The organism is Sneathiella sp. P13V-1 (assembly GCF_015143595.1).
Lineage (GTDB): Bacteria > Pseudomonadota > Alphaproteobacteria > Sneathiellales > Sneathiellaceae > Sneathiella.
In genome coordinates, this window is the sequence record NZ_WYEU01000001.1 from 277,264 (window position 1) to 297,984 (window position 20,721).

The window sequence follows — 20,721 nt, forward strand, 5'->3', positions numbered from 1 at the left end:
TAGATATTACCCTTTTGGTTCGAAAACAATATCTGAAAATTGCCCATTGTCGCCGGGAATTTTCATAATGCCGGAGGCGCTGAAACATGTTTCGCCATCCGCGGTTACAAGGCAGGTCGCAAACATTGTTTTACGGGTCTGCTTTGTCACCAATGTTGTGCCTTCCAGCCAGCTTCCAAGCGGGGCAGGCGCCACAAAATCACAGGACATATGAACCGTTGGCAGGAATTTATGGATCTTCTGCGCCACTTGAGACCCGACGCCAAGCTGCATATCCGCAAAGGTCATCAACATACCGCCGTGGCAAATATTTGCGATATTGCAGTGTTTCTCTTCTACCCGAAGGCCAAGATTGGCCTGACTATCGTGATATTTCACATAAAGCGGTCCGGTCGTGATGAGAAAACCCGGCAATCGTGCGAAGGGTTCAAACCCTTCCGGTGCATTAATATCCATAAAACTCTCCTGACAAGTTTAAAGGGGGCGCAACAGCACCCCCTTCATCCTGTTTCTTGTTATTAACCGCGAAGGGTGCCGCCGCTCGTTTTCTCGACGTTGGCGATAACCTTCTGGGCTACAGCTTCGATCTCTTCGTCGGTCAGGGTCTTATCCTGAGGTTCCAGACGAACGGACAGTGCAATCGACTTCTGACCTTCGCCCACTTTTTCACCTTCATAGATGTCGAAGACGGTCGCATCAGCGATCAGTTTCTTATCCGCTCCTTTTGCCGCCCGCAAGACTTTGTCCGCTGTTACATCACGGTCCATGACAAAGGCAAAGTCACGCTCGACCGCCTGGAAGTCAGAAACCTGAAGAGGATCTTTCGCTGTTTTGCGCTCCCCCTTCGGCATTGGAACATTATCCAGATAAAGTTCAAACGCCATCACACGGCCTTTGACCTTCATGGCTTCCAGAACCGCAGGATGCAATTCACCGAAGGCCGCAAGGCGGTTCTTTGGACCCAACTGCAGCACGCCAGAACGACCCGGGTGATACCACTCAGGGGCACCTGTATCAATTTGCGGTGATGCTGGACCGCCAATGGCTTCCAGCAATGCAAGAACATCCGCCTTCACGTCAAACAGATCATATTCACGACCGGCACCCACCCAGTGGCGTCCTTGAGTGACACCTGCGCGAATACCCGCGGCAACTGTGCTTTGCCCAGATGGCGTATCATCATGATATTCACCCGCGACTTCGAACAGACAGATATCATTAAATCCGCGCGCCTGATTGCGGCCCGCCGCTGCCACCAAGTTTGGCAGCAAGGATGGACGCATTGTGTCCAGATCCGTACTGATCGGGTTGGCAAGAACCAGATCTTCATTCGCACCGCCGAACAATTCAGCGTGGGCACGTGGCAGGAAGGAATAGGTCACCGCTTCAATCATACCGCGACCGGCAAGGGTGCGTTTTGCGGTGCGAACCCGGCGCTGTTTTGGTGTAACGGATGGCTTGGCCACCACATTTTCACGATCAAGCGCCACCGTTGGGATATTGTCATACCCCACCATTCGCATCACTTCTTCCACCAGATCGGCTTCGCCATCAATATCCATGCGCCAGGACGGCACATCAGTGACAATGACATCACCTTCTTCTTTTGGCGCAAATCCTAAGCGATCAAGAATGGAGATCATGTCGGCAACCGACACATCCATACCACCGAGTTCTTTGACCCGTGTTTTGCGCAAAGAGACTTGCTTCTGCCATTCAGGACCTTCCCCGTCGGAGACAACATGGCTTGGCTCGCCACCGCATAGTTCCATCACAAGACGTGTCGCGATTTCCATGCCTGTACCAACAAAATCGGGATCTACACCACGTTCAAAACGGTAGCGCGCATCAGATTCAATGCCAAGACGGCGACCCGTTGTGGCAACGGCAATCGGATCGAACAACGCAGCTTCGATAAAGAGGTTTGTAGTCTCTTCGGTGCAACCGCTGAGCTCCCCGCCCATAATGCCACCAATACCTTGAGGCGCCGCATCATCAGCGATGACACAGTCTGTATCTGACAGTGTGTATTCTTCACCATCGAGCGCCAACAGTTTTTCACCGGCTTTGGCAAGACGCGGCTGAATATTGCCTGACAGTTTATCCGCATCAAATACGTGAAGCGGACGACCCAGATCAAAAGTCACAAAGTTTGTGATATCCACAAGTGCGGAAATTGGACGCAAGCCAATAGACAGCAGGCGATCCTGCATCCATTTCGGGCTAGGACCGTTTTTAACGCCTCTGACATAACGACCAAGGAATTTGGAACAAGGAAGCGGATCTGCATCTGCATCAAACTTCAGCTCAACACCGATTGGGCTGTCATATGAACCTGCAACAGCAGAAACATCCAATTCTTTCAGTGTGCCAAAGCCACCAGCGGCCAGATCACGGGCGATACCGTAAACACCCAAAGCATCCTGATGGTTAGGTGTAATGGCGATTTCAATGATTGGATCATCAAGACCAGCCAGAACCGCAAACTGTACACCAACTTCTGTATCTTCTGGCATTTCGATGATGCCGTTATGCTCGTCGGAAATACCCATTTCCCGCTCGGACACCAGCATGCCGTTACTTTCAACGCCACGGATCTTTGTTGGCTTTAGCCACAGATCTGTCCCCGGAACATAAGATCCAGACGGTGCAAACACACCTTTCATGCCTGTGCGGGCATTTGGCGCGCCGCAGACGACCTGTACGGTTTCCGAACCTGTGTCCACTTGACAAACGCGCAGCTTATCCGCATCTGGGTGCTGCTCGGCTTTAATCACGTGGCACACACGGAACGCTTCGAGTTCTTTGGCGCGGTCGGTGATTTCTTCCACTTCCAGACCGATGGCGGTTAGCTTTTCGGACAATTCATCAAGTGTTGCGTCAAATTCCAGATGTTCACGCAACCAGGATACTGAGAATTTCATCGTGACAACCCTCCGCCCAATGTTGGGACATCCATTGGAACAAACCCATAATGCTTCAGCCAGCGAAGATCTGAATCGAAGAAGGCACGGAGATCAGGAATACCGTATTTCAACATGGCGATGCGGTCGATACCCATACCCCAGGCAAAGCCTTGATATTCAGTTGGATCGATACCGCAGTGGGCCAGAACCCGTGGGTTCACCATGCCGCACCCCAGAATTTCCATCCAGTCGTCACCTTCACCTACTTTGATATGATCCTTCGCAAAGGTGCAGCGAATATCCATCTCGGCGGATGGCTCCGTGAACGGGAAGTAGGAAGGGCGGAAACGCATTTCCACATCATCTACTTCGAAATAGGCACGGCAGAACTCTTTCAGGATGCCTTTCAGATGACCCATATGGCTGGTTTTGTCGATAACAAGACCTTCGATCTGATTGAACATCGGTGTATGCGTATGATCGCTATCACTACGGTAGGTACGGCCCGGCACCACAATGCGGTGCGGTGGCTCTACACTTTCCATGGTGCGAATCTGCACGGATGAAGTGTGCGTACGAAGCAACTGACGGCTGCCATCTTCTTTTTCAGGAAGATAGAAAGTGTCATGCATCTGACGTGCAGGATGTTCAGGCGGAATATTAAGGGCGGTAAAGTTATGGAAATCATCTTCCACATCCGGACCTTCAGCAATATCGAAGCCCATGTCGGCGAAAATCTCGGTGATTTCATCAACGACCTGACTGATCGGATGAATTCGTCCAAGATTTTCAGGACGGCTTGGCAGGGTGACATCAATTGTCTCTGCAGCAAGGCGCGCTTCCATGGCTTTTTTATTCAGGCCAGATTTGGCCTGATCAATTGCATCGGCAACTGATTGCTTCAGTTTGTTCAGACGTGGGGCGACTTCCTGTCGCTCTTCTGGTGCCATCTGGCCCAGCCCCCGCATCATCAGACTGACACGACCTTTTTTACCCAGCGCGGAAATCCGGACCGCTTCCAGCGCATCCAGATCATTTGCGTTGTTGATTTCACCCAACAATTCGCTTTCTAGCGTTTCAATATCCTGCATCGTCTCTTTTCAATTAAAAAAGGGGACCCGTAGCAATGGGCCCCCTTTTTAATAAAGTGGTCTTCGAAAAAGTCTAGTGCTCTAACATGAAGTTTTCGAGGGCCCGATAAAATCAGGCTTTGGCAGCAGTTGCTTTCTCAGCAGCTTCAACCAATGCCTTAAAGGCCTCAGGCTCACGCACAGCAATATCAGCAAGTACCTTACGGTCAAGATCAATGCCAGCCAGCTTGAGGCCGTGCATAAAGTTGCCGTATGTCATACCAAGTTCGCGTGAAGCGGCATTAATACGCTGGATCCACAGAGCGCGGAAGTTGCGTTTCTTAACGCGGCGGTCGCGGTATGCGTATTGGCCTGCTTTTTCAACAGCCTGAACAGCAGTACGGAAAGTGTTCTTACGGCGACCGTAATAACCTTTCGCTGCTTTAATAACTTTTCTGTGGCGGGCGTGAGTAGTCACACCGCGTTTAACACGTGCCATGGTCTACTCTCCTTAGCCGTAGGGTAAAAACTTTTTCACAATGCGGGCATCCTGTTCGGCCAGGATAGTTGTGCCGCGCTGATTGCGGATCTGTTTGTTAGTCCGTTTGATCATACCGTGCTGTTTACCAGCCTGGTTTCCACGGACCTTTCCTTTGGCTGTCAAAGAAAAACGTTTCTTGACGCCACTTTTGGTCTTTAGCTTGGGCATTTTGGCTTCCCTTAACTAGAAATGAAGCAAATGAACAAACGCGGCAGCCCTTGTTGGCCGGAATGTTCGACGAAGCGTGGGTTATATCCACAGGCTTGCAAAAGATCAAGCCCTGATTTCCCCACAAAAGACAAAGGCAGCCACCTTCCCCTCTCTATTCGAAAAGCTTGGAAAACTGCGTTTGTCAGTAATTACAAAATTGATCAGTTGCCGATTGGGGCAACAACCATCGTCATCTGCCGACCTTCCATCTTTGGATGGAGTTCCACTTTAATGGAATCGGCAAATTCCTCTTTGACCTTGTTCATCAATTCCATGCCAAGTTCCTGGTGGGCCATTTCGCGACCGCGGAAGCGGATCGTCAGTTTCACCTTGTCACCTGAGTTCAGGAATTTAGTCACAGACCGCATCTTGACTTCATAGTCATGCTGATCAATGTTCGGACGGAGTTTGATCTCCTTCACGTCGACCGTTTTCTGCTTCTTACGGGCTTTCGCGGCTTTTTTCTGCGCCTCAAACTTGGCACGGCCATAGTCCATAATTTTGCAAACCGGTGTCTGACCCGGGGAGACTTCTACAAGATCCAATCCGGCCTCATCAGCCAGACCTGCAGCAACCTCAACAGTGACAACACCGATATTTTCCGCCTCTTCTGTAATAAGGCGAACTTCAGCGTTCTCAATTTCTTCGTTCATACGAGGGCCTTCTTTGGCCGGCATCGTATTTCTTTGTGGACGAGCTATCTACCTTCTCCTTCGTCGTTGACAGCAGCATAAAGGTGCCCCAGAGAGCACCTTCACTGCATCTTAGCCGAGAATTTGGGAATTTTCTATCAAAATCAGCTTTGAAACCGCTTTCAAGTCCCGGGAACGCGTGCTTCTTCAACAAGCGCGTCCAGGGCTTCTTCCAATCCCATCACCTTCTGGTGTTTCTCACCAAGACGGCGAACCGAAATGGTGCTCTCTTCCGCTTCGCGCGCACCCGCCACCAGCAAGGCCGGAACCTTGGCGAGACTATGCTCACGAACCTTCAGATTGATCTTCTCATTACGAATATCCAGCTTGGCACGCAGACCACGGGCTTCACACGCGTCCAGAACCTTTCTGGCATATTGATCCGCATCCCCGGTAATGGTCGCGACCACAACCTGTGTTGGGGACAGCCAAAGCGGGAAGCGACCTGCATATTCTTCGATCAGAATGCCAATGAATCGCTCCATGGATCCAAAAATCGCACGGTGCAACATCACAGGTCGGTGTTTTGCCCCATCCTCACCAATATAGTTGGCGTTCAGGCGTTCAGGCAGCACGAAATCCACCTGCAAGGTGCCACACTGCCAATCGCGCCCGATGGCATCCGTCAGAACGAATTCCAGTTTTGGACCGTAAAATGCGCCTTCACCCGGGTTCATTGTATATTCAAGCCCCGCAGCCTCCACAGCTTCTTTCAAAGCCCCTTCTGACTTATTCCAAGTAGCATCATCACCCGCACGCACATCTGGACGGTCAGAGAATTTCACCCGAACCTTGGTAAAACCAAAGTCCTTATAGATGTCCATCAACAGGTCACAGAAAATCTCTGTCTCAGACGCAATCTGATCCTCAGTACAGAAAATATGTGCATCATCCTGTGTAAAGCCACGCACTCGCATAATGCCGTGCAAAGCACCTGACGGTTCATACCTGTGGCAGGAGCCAAACTCAGCCATACGAAGCGGAAGATCGCGATAACTGGTGATGCCCTGATTAAAAATCTGAACGTGACACGGACAGTTCATCGGCTTTAGCGCAAATGTGCGCTCTTCCGATTCTGTTGTGTACATGTTTTCGCGGAACTTATCCCAGTGACCTGACGCTTCCCAAAGCTTACGATCCACAAGCTGAGGTGTTTTCACCTCTTCATAACCTGCTTTTTCAAGCTTGTTACGAATGTAGCTTTCCAAAGTACGATAGACTGTCCAACCTTGCGGGTGCCAGAAAACCATGCCAACAGCCTCTTCCTGCATATGGAAAAGATCCATTTCACGGCCAAGTTTCCGGTGATCACGGCGCTCTGCTTCTTCCAGACGATTGAGATAGGCTTTCAGCTCTTTCTCGGTGCGCCAGGCAGTACCATAGACACGCTGCAGCATCTCGTTATTTGAATCGCCCCGCCAGTAAGCACCGGCAAGTTTCATCAATTTAAACGCATGTCCGAGCTTCTTTGTACTCGGTAAGTGAGGTCCGCGGCAAAGATCCTGAAAGTCACCTTGCTTATAGATACCGATCGGCTGATCCGCAGGAATGGAAGCAATGATTTCCGCTTTATATTCCTCGCCCTGATCACGGAAAAATTTCACCGCGTCATCGCGATCCCATTCTTCACGATCAATGGATTCATCGCGGTCTACAATATCGTGCATCCGTTTTTCGATCTTTTCCAGATCTTCCGGTGTAAATGGCTTTTCACGCGCAAAGTCGTAGTAAAAACCATCCTCGATCGCAGGACCAATTGTGACCTGAGTTTCCGGGTAAAGCTCTTTTACAGCTTCGGCCAACACGTGGGCAGCGTCGTGACGGATCAGTTCCAGAACTTCGTCGCCCTCTTCCTTGGTCGTGACAATTTCCACCGTCGTATCTGTGGTGAGGACTGTTTTCAGATCTCTCATCTCACCATCGATGCGCAGCGCAAGCGCCGCTTTTGCCAGACCAGGACCGATATCTGCCGCAAGTTCTGCACCAGAAACGGGGTTTTCAAAGCTTCTGACGCTTCCATCTGGAAGCGTGATATTTACATTTCCGTTTTCCACAATATTGACCTTTGCTAGGTTCCGATCATTACCCTGACCTGAACCGGGTTTTTGAGAATGCTGACTGTAGAAATCTGCGCTTCTATGTCAAGCAAGCTGACAGGCATCTTGCGCAGAAAACGTCAATATTGCCTTATTAGGCACAAGTTTTAGGAAATATCGGGAAATTTAAGCTTTTTCACCACGGTCTCAAACGATAGATCTGCGAGATCCGCTTCCCTCAAGACCGTGACATCAGCGCCTCTGGGTCGTGCCCTTGCCGGATCAGACGCGTTTGAGAAAAGAACCACCGTTGGACATCCTACCGCCGCGATCAGATGAAGGGGGCCAGTATCATTTCCAACGGACAAAACGGCTTTGTCACCTAACCCAGCAAGATCTTCCAATCCAGTCTTACCGGAAAGATCAATGCAATCCGGGCAGAGGCTCATAATTTCATCAAGGACGTCCTGCTCAGCCTTGCCGCCGATCAGAACCGGCGCAATCCCTTTTTGCGTCAACAAATTGGCAAGCTCCGCATATTTTACGGCAGGCCAACGCTTTTCAGGACGATGAGCAGACCCGCCTGGCACCAGCAACGAATAAGGAGAAGGCAAGTTGAAATCCTTCGAGGCCGAAATCGCCCAAGTAAAATCAGCCTTAGGGATGTATTTAATACCGGCATGATTTAACTGCTCTGCCTGACGCTCAATAGTATGTAACTTACCACGCTCAGGATTATTGTGAGGATGAGTACATCCCTTTGCCACACCGGACCACTCAACTTTCTGAGAGGTTGGAATTAACCCAAGATAAGAGCTGGATCTTGTGGACGTTTGAAGATCATAGACTCGGTTAAACTTACCGGACACGAGCTTGCGTTTTAAATCCCAAAGGCGCGCCAGTTGCCAGAATTTCGGTTTTTCATCCACCCATACCTCATCAAACAGGCCTGACTTTTCCATGAAAGGTTTAAACAGCTTAGTGGTGAGAAGTGTAATTTTTGCATCCGGATGATGGGCACGAATGGCTTGAAACGGTGATTGCGCCAACACTACATCCCCAAGTGCCCCGTGCTTGATGACTAGGATATTCTCCGCAGTCATTATACCGCAGCCCCTTCCCGGTTTTTGAGGACATCCTCATAAACTTCCAAAGTAGCATTACACATTTTCTCAACAGTAAAGTTGTCTGTTACGTGTTGCCGCGCACGGGCGGCAACCTTCTCGCGCTCTTCTCCCGACATCCCAAGCGCCGTTTTTACAGCACTCGCCATGGCATCGATGTCGCCAACCGGAACAAGCCAGCCGGTTTCCCCATTAAGCACTGTTTCAAGAGATCCCCCATGCGCCGTAGCAATTACCGGGCGCCCCATGGCTTGGGCTTCTACTGAAATGCGGCCAAACCCTTCCGGGACATTCGTCGCAGACACGACGATATCCGCCAACATCAAAGCGGCGGGCATATCGGAGCAATAATCCTTAATCTGGACCTTGCCTTCCAACCCCTTGGATTTCACCAAATTGGTGATCTCGGTGCGGTAGGCTTCTCGCCCCTGCCCGGCGCCCACAAAAAGTGCCAGAAAATTCTTATCCTCAAGACGGGACAACGCCTGTATCAGTTCCACATGCCCCTTAAGGCGCGTCAGTCGCCCTGGCAACATAATGATCGGCACACCATCAGGGAGTGCCCAATCGGTCGCCATTTTGATAATACGTTCAGCGCTCACGGCACCCGGATTAAACTTATGGCAATCCACACCCCGGGGGATCGTAACGATCTTATCTTCTGGGGTCATGTAATTTTCTGCGATATGCCCTGCAATAAAATCAGAGATCGCAATCACTTTTTGGCCACGCGCCATAATTCCGTTATAGGCGTTTTTGAAAAATCCACCACGCGTGTAGGCCGCATGAAAGGTTGTGACATAGGGTACTTTTTCGGCTCTAGCAGCGGCATAGGCACTCCACGCTGGCGCACGACTTCTGGCATGAACCAAATCCACACCATAACGTTCAATCACCTGACGGATCCGCTTGATATTGCGATACATCACCCATGGTTTTTTGGAATGCACCGGTAAAGTCAGATGGGTCGCACCAATTTTATCGAGCTCATACACCATCTTGCCACCGTTGGAGACAACGATAGCATTCCACCCCTTTGCCTTGATCGCAGCTGCCATCTCGATGGTACCGCGTTCCACTCCACCCCCTTCAAGGGCAGGAAGGATTTGCATAATTGTACGCACCTGTTTGTCCTGGCTTTCGTTTTTCGCAAAAGAGGTGTTATGTTGATTCACGGTATTTATTCTCTAACTCACACAAGCGGATACGATGACCCAACCTGAACTTCTCCAACGTCCCGACGGCCAATCCATAGCATACCACCATACACCCGGCGATGCACCTGGTGTGATATTCTGCTCTGGCTTTATGTCCGATATGGAAGGCACAAAAGCTCTGGCCCTTGAGCAGGCCATGAAGGATCTTGGACGAAGCTATACACGCTTTGACTATTTAGGGCACGGACAATCTACAGGTTTGTTCAAAGATGGCACAATTAGCCGCTGGACGGATGACGCACTGGCTGTATTGGATGAATGCACCGCGGGTCCTCAGGTTGTCGTGGGATCTTCCATGGGGGGATGGATCGGTCTTCGCATGGCTCTTCTTCGCCCTGAAAGGGTTTTAGGATTTGTTGGCATTGCGGCGGCCCCTGATTTTACACGGCGCATGAAACGGGACCTTACCGATGATGCAAAAGCGGATATCGAACGTCAGGGTTACTGGGAAGAACCATCTGAATATTCGGAAGAGCCATACACAATCACCGGCAAATTGCTGGGAGATGGTGAAAAGAACTGCATCATGGATAATGCAATCCCTTTTGATGGCCCGGTTCACCTTCTTCAAGGTATGAAGGATGACGCGGTGCCATGGCAAACCGCCCTGGATATTCAGGAGAGGCTGACCAGTGACAATGTGAATGTCACATTAGTAAAAGAAGGGGATCACCGTCTATCAGAAGATATCGATCTAAATCGTTTGATATTGACCACAGAAACAGTTTGTAGTCAGGTCGCCCGTAACTTGCTTCACAGGTAGGTCACAGTTCCAGCTGCAGGAGTAAAAACACTCATCTCTAATACAATGAGATTGTAATGTTTGAAAGGCGCCATATATCTATTTTTGTAGAGTGAAATGCATTCAGTGAGAAACTCCCCTCTTCCACTGGAAGCAAATAACCGGGCCGGCTCCCCCCCTAGCTGGCCCGGTCTCTATTTCAAAACCCTAAATCTCTTCTTCAGGATCCCCCGGCTGCATGAACTTTACAATTTTCATAACAGGGAAAATCCATAGCACCCCGGCTATTGGATAATAAATCAGATCAATCCACTTATTCTCTGGCAAGAAATTCACAGCGATCAACATCGCCCCAAAGCAATAAACCGTCAGAAAAACCAGGATCATCAGAAGGCCAATCGGTTTTCGACTTTTATTCATAGCACACTCCATTTCTACCCTGCTTTTAGATAACCAAGCCTGTTTTGAAAAGGGGGCATCCACAGCAAACAGTCTTTTCCACAAAAAAGTCTAAATCTGCCCCGCATTTCAACATCTTTCCCCTGTCTTATTTGCCAGCTCAGAATTCAAGGGGATACCATCATGTTCAACAAGAAAAACCAATCGCTTTCAAATCAATCTAGAGACACCACGGATTCATTAGAAAAGCAGGTCGCCAAGCCGGCCTCCATGCCGCGCCCCGCGCCTTCAAACCCCGTACCGGCGGGAAATTCCTCATCAGCGTTTCCGCTGCGCCCGTCTGGCATGAATATGCAGGAAGAAACCAAAGAAGGGAGCCGCCTGCATGTGGGAAAAGATATCCACCTGAAAGGTGAAATAACCGCTTGTGATCGCCTGATAGTTGAGGGAACGGTTGAAGCCTCTATGGACTCCAAAGAAATTGAAATCACTGAAAGCGGCATCTTCGAAGGAGAAGTAACCATTGACCGTGCAGAAATTTCAGGGCGGTTTAACGGAACAATGACCGCACGCAAGAAACTGGTCATTCATAAAACCGGAATTGTCAGTGGCACCATCCGATATGGCGAGATCGAAATAGAACCCGGCGGATGCATTTCCGGCCAGTTGGCACAACAAAGTAAAACCCCCGAAACCACTACTACATAATTCTTTTTATCTTCGCGACGGATTTGTCGAACTCAGCCGTTTTATCATAAGATAGTTTGAGTTTTTCTAATTGGATTGACAGTATAACGGCATGAGCGACAGCAACCTGATAGATCGGGATGCCCAATTGCTAAGGCAACTGGCTAAGGGTGATTTGCGTGCGAGTCGTGAAATTACGTCGCTGTATACAGATCAGGCATACAGAACCGCTTACCGGATGACGGCGGACCAAATGGTTGCCGAAGACATTACACAGGAAGCCTTCCTCAAACTTTGGAAGGCCGCTGCCAAATGGGAAGCCAAGGCACGCATCAGTACTTGGCTTCACCGGGTCATTCATAATCTGGCCATAGATCATTTGCGGAAAACCAAACGGTTTTCTGATGCAAAAGTCCCTGAGCGGGAAGATCCTGGTCTCAATCCATATGAAAATCAAGCACTGGCGGAAATGAAACGCTCGGTTCGCTCCGGCGTGGTGGATTTGCCGCACAGGCAACGGGTTGCTATAACGCTTGTTCACTTTGATGAATGTGGCAACAAGGATGCAGCCGAAAGAATGGGGATTTCAGTAGAAGCTCTCGAGTCGCTCCTCTCAAGGGGGCGCCGAAAACTGAAAGAACTCTTATCGCCTGACCATATACGATAGCGTGGAGATGGAAGATGACACATTCAGAAAATCCGTCAATTGAAAGGCTTCAATGGATTGTAGATTGCTACGGCAATGATCCGAAACGCTGGCCTGCGGATGAACGTCAGGCACTGCAAAATCTGGCATCGACATATCCTCATTATCTCTCCGATTATGCAGAGGAAATAGAGTTGCAGGATTTGCTAGACCACGATCTTGAAGATCTTCGCGCACCATCTACGCTACACGCCCGTATCCTCTCAGATGCCGAGGCAATCCACGGCGATACATTCAGTTTAGCTGATTTGTTTGGTCATGGTTTTTTACGCCCCCTTGCAGGCCTAATGACCGCTGCGGCCCTTGGTGTGATGGTTGGATGGTTTGGTCCCGGCATTCTGATTCCAACTGATGTAACCATAGATGAGCTGGCCCTGTCAGACTCAGTTCTGGATTGGGAGCAAGATAATGAAAATGGGTAAAACCAGAGTTCTGACCATTCTGCTGATTGCTTCCATCGGCTTGAACATAGCCGGTGCCGCTTTTGTCGGCGCGCAATGGTATCGATACAATGTGAAATCCGCACGAAGCGGGGAACTCACCTTCGATCGCCGTGCGGCCTTGTCTTCTCTTGAAAAATCAGAGAAGAAGCAAATCCGCGCCATTTGGAACTATCACAAGCCGTATTTCAAAGATGAAGTGAGAGATTTTAGGGAGGCGAAACGTATCCTGAGTGACAGTCTTTCTGCGGAAAACTTGGATGATACCGAGATTAAAGAGGCTTTTGATGTGTTAATCTCAAGCCGGCAGAATGTTGAGAAAAGGCTATTCACAATATTATACGAGTCAGCCCGTTTACTTCCTCCAGAAAAACGAGAGACGTTTTTTAACAGAGGGTTCAAACGCTGGTCAGACAGGCATCACAAATTTAAAGATCACAAATTCGGTGATAAGGACGACTGATGGACAACAGAATCTACTCTCCGTCGACAGCACGAAACAGGAGCTTTATCGCTGAGGCATTATTACCTCGTCTCCCAAAAGGTGGATCTGTTTTGGAAATTGCCTCAGGCAGTGGCGAACATGCGACCCACTTCACCCCAATACGTCCCGATGTCACATGGCAGCCCAGCAATCTGGAAGAAGACCAGATTTTAAGCACTGAAAGCTGGCGAGCACATGTCGGCACCGAAAACTTCTTGCCTGTCCTTAAACTGGATGTAACCGGTGAAGTTTGGCCGACCGAAGCCCCAGATTACAGCCATGGGCCCTTCGACGCCATATTCAACGCCAATATGATTCATATCGCCCCATGGGTGGTAACAGAAGGATTGTTTAAGGGTGCAAACCGTGTTCTTAAGAAAGGCGGATTTGCGTATCTATACGGTCCCTACAAAGTAGGCGGGAAACATACATCCGAAAGCAACATCGCCTTCGAGGAATGGCTGAAAGCGAAAGATTCTTCTTTCGGCGTTCGTGATATTGAAAAGGTTGCCGCCGAAGCTGAGAAAAATGGGTTACTCCTGAAAGAAAGCCTGCCCATGCCTGCCAATAACTTCTTTCAGATTTTTGAAAAGCAATAAAAAAGGGCCGGAAAATCCGGCCCTTCTTCATATTCGATATCGGATATGATGGCTTAGAAACCGCCCATACCACCCATACCGCCCATGCCGCCCATGTCAGGCATTCCAGAGCCGGAACCTTCTTTTGCAGGTGCATCTGTTACAGTTGCTTCTGTTGTGATCAACAGACCTGCAACAGAGGCTGCATCTTCAAGGGCTGTACGAACAACTTTAGCCGGGTCAACAACACCGTCTTCCAGCAGGTTACCGTATACACCTGTCTGTGCGTTAAAGCCGTGCTTCGGATCGTCTTGTTCCAGAAGCTTACCAGCAACAACCGCACCGTCGTGACCTGCGTTTTCAGCGATCTGACGGATAGGAGCCTGCAAAGCGCGTGCGATGATCTTAACACCAACGTTCTGATCTTCGTTTGCACCTTCGAGACCTTCAAGTGCGCGGGATGCGTATAGAAGCGCAGTTCCGCCACCTGGGACGATACCTTCTTCAACAGCTGCGCGTGTCGCGTGCAGAGCATCGTCAACGCGGTCTTTGCGTTCTTTCACTTCAACTTCAGTTGCACCGCCAACTTTAATCACGGCAACACCGCCAGCCAGTTTAGCCAGACGTTCCTGCAGTTTTTCGCGGTCATAATCGGAAGAAGTTTCTTCGATCTGCGCTTTGATCTGACCAACGCGTGCGTCGATGTCGTCTCTTGTGCCGGCACCGTCAACGATTGTTGTTTCCTCTTTGGAAATTGTAACCGTCTTAGCTGTACCCAACATGTCCAGAGTAACATTTTCAAGTTTGATGCCAAGCTCTTCGGAGATCATTTGACCACCAGTCAGGATCGCGATGTCTTCAAGCATTGCTTTACGACGGTCACCAAAGCCAGGAGCTTTAACAGCAGCAATTTTCAAGCCGCCGCGCAGTTTGTTTACAACGAGAGTTGCAAGTGCTTCACCTTCGATGTCTTCAGCGATGATCAGAAGTGGCTTGCCTGACTGAACAACTGCTTCAAGGATTGGAAGCATTGGCTGCAGGTTTGTCAGTTTCTTTTCGTGCAGCAGGATGAATGGGTTTTCCATCTCTGTCAGCATTTTCTCAGCGTTTGTCACGAAGTATGGTGACAGGTAACCGCGGTCGAACTGCATACCTTCAACAACGTCCAACTCTGTTTCCAGGCCTTTGGCTTCTTCAACAGTGATAACACCTTCGTTGCCAACTTTTTCCATGGCTTCAGAAATAATGCTGCCGATTTCTGCTTCACCGTTTGCAGAGATTGTACCAACCTGAGCGATTTCAGATGCACCCGCAACTGGGTTTGCACCATTTTGGATGCTTTCGATCGCTTTACCAACAGCAAGGTCGATGCCGCGTTTCAGATCCATCGGGTTCATGCCAGCAGCAACAGCTTTCAGACCTTCCTGAACGATAGACTGAGCCAGAACAGTAGCAGTTGTTGTACCGTCGCCAGCCAGGTCGTTCGTTTTGGAAGCAACTTCACGCACCATCTGTGCGCCCATGTTCTGCAGCTTATCTTCAAGCTCAATTTCTTTGGCAACGGAAACACCGTCTTTAGTCACGCGAGGTGCGCCGAAGGATTTGTCCAGAACGACGTTACGGCCTTTCGGACCCAGTGTAACTTTAACGGCATCTGCAAGGATGTTTACGCCTTCCAGAATTCTCGCGCGTGCCTCAGCACCGAAATGTACTTGTTTAGCCATTTTCTAATTCCTTAATGTCTGTAATTGCGGTGATTAGCTAAGAACGCCGAGAATGTCGGATTCTTTCATGATCAGGAAATCTTCGCCTTCCAGCTTGATTTCTGTACCGGACCATTTACCGAACAGAACTTTGTCGCCTACAGCTACGTCAAGGGCGCGAACAGAGCCGTCTTCCTTAATCGCGCCGCCGCCAACAGCAACAACTTCACCTTCACTTGGCTTTTCCTGTGCGCTATCTACGAGGATAATACCGCCAGCAGATTTTTCTTCGCTTTCAACGCGTTTGATCAAAACGCGATCGTGCAATGGACGAAATGACATTAATAACTCTCCCAATTGGTTCAATGAGTCGTCTTCAACTTTTCTGTCATTAGCACTCACCAGAGGGGAGTGCTAACAAAATTCCTAACCGATGTAGGCGCTCCATCAAAATGAGTCAAGAGAGAGGGGGAAAATTTTTGTCAATAAACGGATTAAAAGGACTGTTTTCAGGGATTTTCTTGGCCTTTTTTGTCTTTTCCAGTAGATAAGGCTCAGAATGTGGGTTATGTCCCACCCATCAAATATGAATCCTTGGATTTGAGAGATTAAAGTGACTGCATCCCTACTCACTCAACTAAGTGCCCGCGTTGGGCAGGTTTTCGAAACATGTGATCTGGATCCAAAATTCGGTAAAGTGGTTCTCTCCCAACGCCGTGAACTTGGTCAGTTTCAATGCAATGGTGCGCTTGCCGCTGCAAAATCTGCGAAAAAGAACCCACGCGACATTGCTCAAACCGTTTTGGAGGCGCTTGAGAAAACAGGGATCTTTGCAGAGCTTTCCCTTGCAGGCCCCGGCTTCATTAATATGAAGCTAACTGACGAGTTCCTGAAATCACACCTGAATACGATTGCAGCGGACGACAGCTTTGGCATTCGTGAGGAGCATAATTCAGAAAAGGTTATTCTGGATTATGGCGGACCAAATGTAGCTAAAGCGATGCATGTGGGGCACCTTCGTGCCACCATTATCGGTGAAAGTCTGCGCCGCTTGCATGTCTTCATGGGCGATGACGTCATCAGTGACGTTCACTTTGGTGACTGGGGCCTTCCAATGGGCCTGCTCATTAAGGAAATTGAACTTCAGAAACCGGACCTTCCATACTTTGATGCTGATAACGAAGGACCGTTCCCCGCGGAATCTCCAGTTACTGTGGATGAACTACAAGAGCTGTATCCTGCTGCGTCTTCACGCAGTAAAGAAAACCCGGAATTCCTGGAAGCCGCCCGCGAAGCAACTTTTGAGCTTCAAAAAGGCCGCGCAGGATATCGCGCCCTTTGGAAACATATGCTGGATGTTTCTATTGCCGAGACGAAAATCGACTTTGATCTATTAGGCGCGCACTTCACTGAATGGAAAGGTGAAGCCGACACAAACGATCATATTCCGTCTATGCTGGAGCGGTTCGCCTCCAACAATCTGTCAGAAGAATCTGATGGTGCCATTGTAGTACGCATCGCAAGGGAAGATGACAAAAAAGAGATGCCGCCATTGATCCTACAAAAATCAGATGGCGCGGTGATGTACGGCACCACGGACCTCGCCACCATCGAAATGCGGCAGCTGGAACATGACCCGGACAGCATTCTCTATGTGGTAGATGCCCGCCAAGGATTGCATTTTGAACAGGTCTTTCGCGCCGCCCGCGTAGGTGACAGCCTAGATGCTGACGCCACCTTGGAGCATGTCGGATTTGGCACCGTGAACGGCAAAGACGGCAAGCCACTTAAAACCCGTGATGGCGGAGTGGTACGTCTTCGCAGCATGATCGAAGATGCCATTGGCGAAGCCCGTAAAGTCGTTGAAGAAGCGGGCTTGAAAGACAAATTCTCAAGTGAAGAGCTTGAAGATATTGCCACCAAGGTTGGCATTGCCGCCATTAAATATGCGGATCTTTCCAACCAACGCATGTCCAACTATGTTTTCGATCTGGAACGTTTCACCAAGTTTGAAGGTAAAACCGGTCCTTACCAGATGTATGCGGCGGTCCGGATTAAATCCATGTTGCGCAAAGCCACAGATCAGGGAATTGCATCTGGTGATATTGTGGTCACTCACGAAGCCGAACGCAACCTGATGCTCGCCTTGTCACAGCTCTCCGAAGCGGTCTTTGCAGCAGCCGACAAAAGTGCGCCGAACATTCTTTGTGATCATGTTTATGCGCTCACGCAGGAATTCAACAGCTTCTATCATGATTGTCAGGTTCTCGGTGAAAGTGATGAAGCCATCCGCGCATCCCGCCTGAAACTTTGCGAGATTACGCTCCGTCAAATTGAAGCGGTTCTGGATATGCTTGGGATCGCAGTACCAGAACGTATGTAAAACGAAAAAAAGCCGGAAGAACTCTTCCGGCTTTTTCTTTGAAGGTTTTTTCATCAGTATGCGAGCGCGTGCCCGTCTTTACGGGATTCTGTACCAGCTTCCAGAACACCTGTTTCCTGATTAACGTAAATCATCTGCGCACCGCCATGAGGCATTTCAGGGGCAGTGATTTCATACCCCATATCTGCAAGTTCCTGCTTCACGCCATCAGAAATGGTTTCTTCCATTTCAAGAACACCCGCGTTGTAGAAGGCCCGCGGTGCTTCGATGGCTTCCTGAACATCCATACCAAAATCAAAGATATTGGACAGAACATGCGCATGACCGACAGGTTGATACGCGCCGCCCATCACACCGTAACAATGGGTCATTTTACCGCCTTTGGTAACCATACCTGGGATAATGGTATGCAGTGGACGTTTACCCGGTGCCACACAGTTTGGATGATCTTTGTCCACGACAAATCCAGCGCCGCGGTTCTGGAAGATCACACCTGCCTCTGCATCGGCAATGCCTGATCCAAATGGATGGAATAGGGAGTTAATAAAGGAGACTGCCATGCCATCCTTATCAACAACTGACAGATAAACCGTATCTTTATGCTTATCCAACGCACCTGCGCCGCCAGCGTCACCGGCTTTACCAACTTCGATAAAAGTCCGAAGGTGAGCCGCGAACTCATCAGAGAGCAGCATCTCAACCGGCACATCCGCTTTCGCCGGGTCAGCCACATATTTATCCCGTGCAAGATAAGCAAGACGCGCAGCCTCTGCCTGAAGGTGGAAGCGTTTTGCACCGACCGGATCCAGCCCATCCATGTCATACCCTTTAAGGATATTCATCATCAGCAAAGCTGTGATACCCTGGCCGCTTGGTGGGATCTGATGCACATCATGCCCGCCGAATTCGGTCTGTATGAGGTCAACTACATCTGCAGAAGCCGCACCAAAATCACTGGCTTCGTGGAGGGCACCTGCCGCGTTGAGGGTCGCCACCATCTTCTCGGCAAGCTCTCCTTCATAGAAGGCACTGCGCCCTTCCTTGGCAATACGCTTCAAAGTTTCTGCCAAAGCTGGGTTTTTCCAGACAGTTCCCGCCCCCGGAGTTTCTCCATCTTTCAGGAACAGCTTCGCCGCCTGTTCATTTTCAAGAAGTTTATCTTTCGCAAGGAGCCAATCCACAGAGGTGCGCTGCGTCACCACAAATCCGTTTTCCGCGCAATCAATGGCAGGGGCTAACAGATCCGCAAAATCCATAGAAGCAAATTGTTCATGAAGACGCGTCCAAGCGTCGATGGCTCCCGGCACCGTTACCGCATGAGGGCTGGTCAGCGAAATCTCGTCAATACCATCATCCAACAGTTTATCTGCTGTAAGAGCATTAGGTGCCTTACCGGAGCCATTGAGGCCAAAAAGTTTGTCATCACCAGAGGGGGAGACAATCGCGAAACAATCGCCGCCAATACCTGTTTGCATGGGGTCCACAACACACTGAACCGCGCAGGCTGCAATAGCTGCGTCCATGGCGTTACCGCCTGATTTCAGGATTGATAGAGCAACCTGGGAAGCGTGCGAGCTTGATGTCGCAACCGCACCGTTCATTCCATAAGTTACCGAGCGCCCGGGATTGGAGAAGTTTCTCACTTTGACCACCTTAATTATTATTGAGAGGCCAAAGAGTACTGCGATCACTGAAAAGCGCAAAACAACTTTTTGCGCCTTTTCATGATCCGGAAGTCAAATTACCAAAGGCGAACGATGACATATTTGGTAAATGCGTCATCAACCTTGCTTTGACTGGCTGCACGCCAGGCACCCATAGCCGCATCGTGCGATTCAAAAAAACCGCGCACATCCATATTACCCGGATCTACAAAATCACGACCACGTGTATCAGTAACCCGGCCGCCGAACACCACAAACAATTCCTTCTTAGTGGCGTTAGCTGTCGCTGTATCTGTCATTTCTTCGTCTCTTCAAAACACAAATAGTTCCAGACCAGCAAATAGCCGGTCTGCTCAAATACACTCGGATTATTATAGTTATGGGAGTTTTTACCGTGTTTATGATGAACAAACGGCTAACGCAAGGAAGAAAAACAGTTTTTACTCTTTAGAAGCGAATATTCCAAAAGAGAGGACCGATGCACTAAGAAAGCTGTGGTAAACGTTAAGTTCAGGGACCGAAAATTGCGCGGCAACAATTGCACTTCCAAGCCCGGCGGCAACCAGAAAAACCACACCCGCAAAAATGAATATCCCACTATTAGGTTTTACAAACAGCCGGTACAGTGCCGCCAAGGCCAACAAGCCAACAACACCGTATCGAATTTCTTCGCTTAATTGCCAACGGTCAAACAAAGTCACTCCCGTGAGAGACAACAAACCGATTAACACGATCCACCAGCCCGCCTGATGGAATTGTCGCGCAAATACACCGCCAACAGCGGCGATAGCGAAAGATATAATACCGATGGAGCCCGCAAATGCAGATAACTGCTTGTGATAAGGTTTGAAGTCAGACATTCCCCCATAAACGGCCGCCCCGAGCAGAGCCGCCAACGCAATTGTTGACACTCCAAATGCCCAGAAAAGGTTCATTGGGAAATAGGTACGACGCATCAAAACAAGTGCAGCAATTGCACTCATGACAAGTATGAGTTCAAAGATGACCAAGCTATTCATGACATCCGTCATAACTCGGTCATCATGGAAAGTCTAACGATCTTGGAAAATAAATATGACAGTGGACACATAAATGTCGTTGAATTGTAGAAAATTCCTATACATTACAATAGTGTGTGC

The 20,721-nt window shown here is 49.5% G+C and carries 22 protein-coding genes; 7 read left to right on the top strand and 15 right to left on the bottom strand.

From position 1 onward, the window contains the following. Positions 1-6: 6 nt before the first annotated feature. From GUA87_RS01370 to GUA87_RS01410, 9 genes are all read right to left on the bottom strand, one after another. Entirely contained in the window at positions 7-456 is a 450-nt protein-coding gene (locus GUA87_RS01370; protein WP_193714737.1) for a PaaI family thioesterase, read from the bottom strand. Between the two features lie 62 nt (positions 457-518). Continuing rightward, the gene (gene pheT / locus GUA87_RS01375) at positions 519-2,924 is read right to left on the bottom strand and encodes a phenylalanine--tRNA ligase subunit beta (protein WP_193714738.1); all 2,406 of its coding nucleotides are present in this window, start codon (positions 2,922-2,924) and stop codon (positions 519-521) included. Continuing rightward, positions 2,921-3,997, bottom strand: a complete 1,077-nt coding sequence (gene pheS / locus GUA87_RS01380) for a phenylalanine--tRNA ligase subunit alpha (RefSeq protein WP_193714739.1) — start codon at positions 3,995-3,997, stop codon at positions 2,921-2,923. The genes pheT and pheS overlap by 4 nt, the downstream gene beginning before the upstream one ends. A gap of 112 nt (positions 3,998-4,109) precedes the next feature. After that, positions 4,110-4,475: a 50S ribosomal protein L20 gene (gene rplT / locus GUA87_RS01385; protein ID WP_193714740.1), complete on the bottom strand. Its 366-nt coding sequence runs from the start codon at positions 4,473-4,475 to the stop codon at positions 4,110-4,112. A gap of 12 nt (positions 4,476-4,487) precedes the next feature. Further along, complete coding sequence (gene rpmI / locus GUA87_RS01390) at positions 4,488-4,685, bottom strand: 50S ribosomal protein L35 (protein ID WP_193714741.1); 198 nt, start codon at positions 4,683-4,685, stop codon at positions 4,488-4,490. 203 nt (positions 4,686-4,888) lie between these two features. Then, the gene (gene infC / locus GUA87_RS01395; protein ID WP_193714742.1) at positions 4,889-5,404 is read right to left on the bottom strand and encodes a translation initiation factor IF-3; all 516 of its coding nucleotides are present in this window, start codon (positions 5,402-5,404) and stop codon (positions 4,889-4,891) included. Positions 5,405-5,541: 137 nt separating this feature from the next. Further along, a complete protein-coding gene (thrS, locus tag GUA87_RS01400) occupies positions 5,542-7,473 on the bottom strand; it encodes a threonine--tRNA ligase (protein ID WP_193714743.1) in 1,932 nt (643 codons plus the stop codon). Positions 7,474-7,622: 149 nt separating this feature from the next. Beyond that, positions 7,623-8,558, bottom strand: coding sequence for a glycosyltransferase family 9 protein (locus GUA87_RS01405; RefSeq protein ID WP_193714744.1), 936 nt, complete (start codon positions 8,556-8,558; stop codon positions 7,623-7,625). Continuing rightward, a complete protein-coding gene (locus GUA87_RS01410; RefSeq protein WP_321575853.1) occupies positions 8,558-9,754 on the bottom strand; it encodes a glycosyltransferase family 4 protein in 1,197 nt (398 codons plus the stop codon). Before GUA87_RS01410 ends, GUA87_RS01405 begins: the two co-directional genes overlap by 1 nt. Before the next feature lie 34 nt (positions 9,755-9,788). On the opposite strand from GUA87_RS01410, the gene GUA87_RS01415 reads away from it, so the two are divergent. Beyond that, positions 9,789-10,559: an alpha/beta fold hydrolase gene (locus GUA87_RS01415; RefSeq protein WP_193714745.1), complete on the top strand. Its 771-nt coding sequence runs from the start codon at positions 9,789-9,791 to the stop codon at positions 10,557-10,559. Between the two features lie 186 nt (positions 10,560-10,745). Here the strand turns inward: GUA87_RS01415 and GUA87_RS01420 are convergent, their stop codons facing one another. Further along, positions 10,746-10,958: a DUF2842 domain-containing protein gene (locus GUA87_RS01420; protein WP_193714746.1), complete on the bottom strand. Its 213-nt coding sequence runs from the start codon at positions 10,956-10,958 to the stop codon at positions 10,746-10,748. Positions 10,959-11,120: 162 nt separating this feature from the next. Between GUA87_RS01420 and GUA87_RS01425 the strand changes: the two genes are divergently transcribed. From GUA87_RS01425 to GUA87_RS01445, 5 genes are all read left to right on the top strand, one after another. After that, positions 11,121-11,645, top strand: a complete 525-nt coding sequence (locus GUA87_RS01425; RefSeq protein ID WP_227711644.1) for a bactofilin family protein — start codon at positions 11,121-11,123, stop codon at positions 11,643-11,645. Positions 11,646-11,736: 91 nt separating this feature from the next. Beyond that, complete coding sequence (locus GUA87_RS01430; protein ID WP_193714747.1) at positions 11,737-12,291, top strand: sigma-70 family RNA polymerase sigma factor; 555 nt, start codon at positions 11,737-11,739, stop codon at positions 12,289-12,291. A 14-nt stretch (positions 12,292-12,305) separates the two neighbouring features. After that, positions 12,306-12,752: a hypothetical protein gene (locus GUA87_RS01435; protein ID WP_193714748.1), complete on the top strand. Its 447-nt coding sequence runs from the start codon at positions 12,306-12,308 to the stop codon at positions 12,750-12,752. Continuing rightward, positions 12,739-13,233 (top strand): periplasmic heavy metal sensor, encoded by a 495-nt coding sequence (locus GUA87_RS01440; RefSeq protein ID WP_193714749.1) that lies wholly within the window; start codon positions 12,739-12,741, stop codon positions 13,231-13,233. The genes GUA87_RS01435 and GUA87_RS01440 overlap by 14 nt, the downstream gene beginning before the upstream one ends. Beyond that, positions 13,233-13,853: a DUF938 domain-containing protein gene (locus GUA87_RS01445; RefSeq protein WP_193714750.1), complete on the top strand. Its 621-nt coding sequence runs from the start codon at positions 13,233-13,235 to the stop codon at positions 13,851-13,853. The genes GUA87_RS01440 and GUA87_RS01445 overlap by 1 nt, the downstream gene beginning before the upstream one ends. A 53-nt stretch (positions 13,854-13,906) precedes the next feature. On the opposite strand, the gene groL is transcribed toward GUA87_RS01445, so the two are convergent. Both groL and groES read right to left on the bottom strand, forming a co-directional pair. Next, positions 13,907-15,556 carry a chaperonin GroEL gene (gene groL / locus GUA87_RS01450; protein ID WP_193714751.1) on the bottom strand — a complete coding sequence of 550 codons (1,650 nt, stop codon included), beginning with the start codon at positions 15,554-15,556 and terminating at the stop codon, positions 13,907-13,909. Between the two features lie 33 nt (positions 15,557-15,589). After that, entirely contained in the window at positions 15,590-15,877 is a 288-nt protein-coding gene (groES, locus tag GUA87_RS01455; RefSeq protein ID WP_193714752.1) for a co-chaperone GroES, read from the bottom strand. Positions 15,878-16,148: 271 nt separating this feature from the next. Between groES and argS the strand changes: the two genes are divergently transcribed. Next, positions 16,149-17,918, top strand: coding sequence for an arginine--tRNA ligase (argS, locus tag GUA87_RS01460; RefSeq protein ID WP_321575854.1), 1,770 nt, complete (start codon positions 16,149-16,151; stop codon positions 17,916-17,918). A 53-nt stretch (positions 17,919-17,971) separates the two neighbouring features. Here the strand turns inward: argS and ggt are convergent, their stop codons facing one another. The 3 genes from ggt to GUA87_RS01475 all read right to left on the bottom strand — a co-directional run bounded on the left by ggt (position 17,972) and on the right by GUA87_RS01475 (position 20,601). Next, on the bottom strand, positions 17,972-19,561 hold the full coding sequence (gene ggt / locus GUA87_RS01465; protein ID WP_193714753.1) for a gamma-glutamyltransferase: 1,590 nt from the start codon (positions 19,559-19,561) through the stop codon (positions 17,972-17,974). A 98-nt stretch (positions 19,562-19,659) separates the two neighbouring features. Then, positions 19,660-19,881 carry a DUF4170 domain-containing protein gene (locus GUA87_RS01470; protein ID WP_193714754.1) on the bottom strand — a complete coding sequence of 74 codons (222 nt, stop codon included), beginning with the start codon at positions 19,879-19,881 and terminating at the stop codon, positions 19,660-19,662. 141 nt (positions 19,882-20,022) lie between these two features. After that, positions 20,023-20,601, bottom strand: a complete 579-nt coding sequence (locus tag GUA87_RS01475) for a hypothetical protein (protein ID WP_193714755.1) — start codon at positions 20,599-20,601, stop codon at positions 20,023-20,025. Positions 20,602-20,721: the final 120 nt, after the last annotated feature.